Annotated in this window: 5 protein-coding genes; all 5 read left to right on the top strand. The window is 43.2% G+C overall.

Features of this window, described 5'->3' with window-relative positions; genetic code table 11:
- Positions 1-349 precede the first annotated feature (349 nt).
- Positions 350-499 carry a hypothetical protein gene (locus tag HZC12_10445; protein MBI5027122.1) on the top strand — a complete coding sequence of 50 codons (150 nt, stop codon included), beginning with the start codon at positions 350-352 and terminating at the stop codon, positions 497-499.
- Between the two features lie 240 nt (positions 500-739).
- On the top strand, positions 740-1,054 hold the full coding sequence (locus HZC12_10440) for a hypothetical protein (GenBank protein MBI5027121.1): 315 nt from the start codon (positions 740-742) through the stop codon (positions 1,052-1,054).
- A gap of 120 nt (positions 1,055-1,174) precedes the next feature.
- Positions 1,175-1,846 (top strand): hypothetical protein, encoded by a 672-nt coding sequence (locus tag HZC12_10435; GenBank protein ID MBI5027120.1) that lies wholly within the window; start codon positions 1,175-1,177, stop codon positions 1,844-1,846.
- 195 nt (positions 1,847-2,041) lie between these two features.
- Positions 2,042-3,250, top strand: coding sequence for a hypothetical protein (locus HZC12_10430; GenBank protein ID MBI5027119.1), 1,209 nt, complete (start codon positions 2,042-2,044; stop codon positions 3,248-3,250).
- 10 nt (positions 3,251-3,260) lie between these two features.
- The coding region (locus tag HZC12_10425; GenBank protein ID MBI5027118.1) for a hypothetical protein at positions 3,261-3,703 on the top strand (443 nt) is incomplete at its 3' end.

The following is a 3,703-nucleotide window of genomic DNA, read 5'->3' as shown; positions in this document are numbered from 1 at the left end:
TAAGGAGACGACGGGAAACACCCTGACTATTCAGGCGAGGTTCCAGGCAGACGAAGGCATAGAGCAGGCTGAGATCAGGGCAATAGATCCAACTGTTACACCCAGCGGGTGTATTGGATAGATTATCAAAATACTCATTGCTATATTCGGGAATGTTTTAGGTGAAGTAAAGAAGAAGCTGGTTACCTTTGGCCCTGGAGGAGATTCGGGATTTGTCACCTATGAGCTCAAAAACCCAAAACTATGGGATGTTGGAGTTGGTATCCATTATACAACATGGAAATGGCAATACCGTTTAAATTGTAACAGTCCATGGATAGATATAGATACCACAAGGCATAAAATATATGTGGTGTTAGAGTCCCCAAAAGACCCGTGGAAGCAAACGCCGTATAATGCTGCCAATGACCAGCTTCCATGGACTGAGGTTATGGATTATTCATGCATATGGGCTATTGGTTTAAAGGACAGGGATACCGCAGCAGGAAAAATAACCTAGAGGGTAAATGCATTGGGGCCCTCTCTTATTGAGTATGACTGCCCAGGGGGAGGAGGAACCTAATATTCATATCCTAAATTTGACTGCACTGAATTTCTGGAGAGACTTAAAGGGGGTCCTGGACTCGGAAAGTATGTTAACTGCACTGATTGCGCAACGATAGTATCAACATTTTCAAATATTTTAGGGTGTGATTTATGGCAATCTAGAATGGAATCTGGATTCTATTGTAATGAGATAATGGCAATTGGTCATACAACTTGGAGCACCCCTTGTGCGGCATGGGCATCGGTCGGATGGTGGGGAGGATTCGGATATCATGAAGTGGCATGGAAGGGTGCATGTGATGTCAATGACGAGGTCTTTGATGCATGCCTGAAGGTTGATGGTGATAGCGACCCAACGGGTGGCCCACCTCATACACCATTACTTCCTGTTAATTTGAAATTTGGGAACTGTGGAGACCTTTTATATCGTGATCGTTTAGCTTCGCCAACAGGATGTCCGAATTGTAATCCACAACCACCAACAAAACAACGCAGGCAGATAAAATGAGGGGAGGAATATAAAATGGTTACAAACCAGGAAAAAGAAAGAATTTCGAAACTATACGATACAAAGAAGTGGGTAGAAAAGACCGAGATAGGGAAACATATCTTTATCTGGAAGTTCTTTATGAGAGGAAAAGAAATTCCGGAATGGACATTAATAAAAAGTATCCCGGAAGAAATTTACGAAGGCGGAAGATTCCTTACCTATATGTGGAAGAGGATAAAAAGCGATGCAGAAGAACTAATCAAAATTGACATCGTGGAATCCGTTTCCTGGCACCGAGCACACGAAACCTTACTAGAATTGCTTGGTGAATATCAGGCCCTTCAACTCCCAGATGCTGCATCCCGAAAGATTGAATTAGGCGATGTTGCCTACATCGGTTTTGGAGAAACTATTCAATCCGCAATCTTTGCCCGTGCAAATATGATTGTCCGTATCCACAGTGTTGGAAAGCAAAATGTATCAGTTGTTGATATAGCAAAACAAATGGATAATCTATTTGTCACTAAACCAAAACTTTCTGAAAAGGGTGTTATTCCTGAGATTGAACTTTTTTCCTCAGAAAGGACTGCTACTAAAAGAGGCGAAAGGGTGGCGCTAAACATCAAAGCCAGAGACCCTCTTGATAGGCCGCTATGGTACAAGTTTATAGCAGAACAGGGGGAGATATTTGTTGAGGCTGAAAAGGTGTGGTTCTTACCTGAAAAAATAGGTCAACCACAGATCTCTTTATTTGCGGTCAATGAAAATGGTTTTGTGTCGGGTAAAAGCCTGGTCATTAAAGTAGAGTAAGGTGGTTATTGATAACTGCATAATAATGTCCGCTTTCTGTCATTCCCGCGAAGGCGGGAATCCAGACGCCGCTCCTGCGAAAGCAAGGAACTAAAGCCTGGATTCCGCATCAAGTGCGGAATGACAAAAATAGGACATTAAATTACAGGAGTCAATAGTTTGAGGTTGTAATCAAAATTTATATGGAGGTGCAATATGATTTCTGAAAAATATTTAGAAGAGGCAACCCTGATTTCAAAGGATGAGCTTTTAGAACATGCTTCTCTGTCGGTATTGCGTAATGCTTCAGCGGCTATCCCGTTTATAACAGATTGGTCAAAGGGGGGTGTTAGAAAAGAGCCCCTGGAAATTTTTGATATAAATGGGAAGCCCCTCTTTTACGATTACTCCATCAAAAAAGGAACTGACATCATTGGCACTGTCCGAACAAGTGCGAGTAAGATTCTGGGTTCGCCTGTTATAGCCTATGAGACAGGCCCAAGGTATTGGGATTTTGAGACAGCAGTTAAAAAATTAACCGCGAAGGTAAAAAGGGAATATCCTGGGCAGAAGATTTTCGGCACGAAACTCGTCTGCTACAGTTACCCCAAGCTCGGCGTTATGTTCGAGCTGGTCAATGAACAAGGAAGAAAGTCAAGACTTATCTTTGATGTCGCAGACCTTTCCTTGATTCCAGAGAAACCTCCAAAACCTGACATCGAAGGTGCATATGCCTGGTCATTCTATGATTCATTGTCAGAAGATGTTCGCAAGATCAGGCTGAGACGATATGATGAATTTAATAAATGGCGGGTGAAGATACCTGAGAAGACAAGAAAGAATCTCCGGATATCGCGAACATTGACTCCGTTTATAGACAAGATTATATGCAAGATAAAGATAAATGTAACAAAACAGCTTCAATTCTGCACACACTATAACTATAATGAAGCCCGCTCACACCACTGTTTTGTTCTTCATGCCCAGCAAAGGAATGATTACTGTGCCGTCGCAACCTGCCAGATGATTCTCTGCTATTACAGATATTACTATACTCAGGATCAAATAGCACCTGCCCTGAATTATGGCCCTGGTGGTTGCCCACCTGACCAGAGTGCGGGATATGAGCAATTGAGCTGCAATCATCTTGATGCAACCTATGACACATCACCCACATGGGAGGAGGCCCGTGACCAGATAAATGCCCTGCATCCTCTAAAGAGCGGGGTTCCTGGACATGCCCGTGCCTGTGCAGGGTATTCTTATGTATGGTGGTTATGTGATGGAGTTAAAGATAAAAAACTATATATCTATGACCCATGGCCATGGAATGCAGATTACAAGTTGGGTGGCGCTGTCTACTGGGAGGACTGGGATTCAGTTACCCACACTAATTATGTGTTTACACGGCTTTTATGTCCATAATGGTAGTTAAATGCAAATTAGAGACCCTGAGGCTGTAAGAAAAGTGGTAGCATCAGCAAGGAAACAGTCACCGGTTGCTGATGACCCCAAGTTCTCTGTTGTAAGGGATGCAGAGGTCGGTTCGCCTGTCATGGTTTATACACCAGAAGGTGAGCCATCGTTCTGGATGGTGCCGTTTTTGGTAAAGAACTCTGCATGCGGTTTCGCCTGTGTGGAATTATCAGGTGAGGTGAGTAAGCTCGGCATTTTTGGCTCTACGCCAGAAGATCGCCCAAGCTGGGTAGATGCCTCATTTTTTAAGAATCCACCCGATGCACTCTTTGCTGAGATTCGGGCTAAATTTTCAGGGTCAACAATATCAGAGCCTGTTTTTTCGTATGACGCAAGCCCTGCCAAATGGGCATGGAGGATTGAAGTTAAAAATAAGATTAGATCTATCATTTTCATAACTCC

Source organism: Nitrospirota bacterium (genome assembly GCA_016214385.1).
GTDB lineage: Bacteria > Nitrospirota > Thermodesulfovibrionia > UBA6902 > JACROP01 > JACROP01.
Note: the sequence above shows the minus strand (reverse complement) of the source record. Positions and strands in the feature narration are given on the sequence as shown.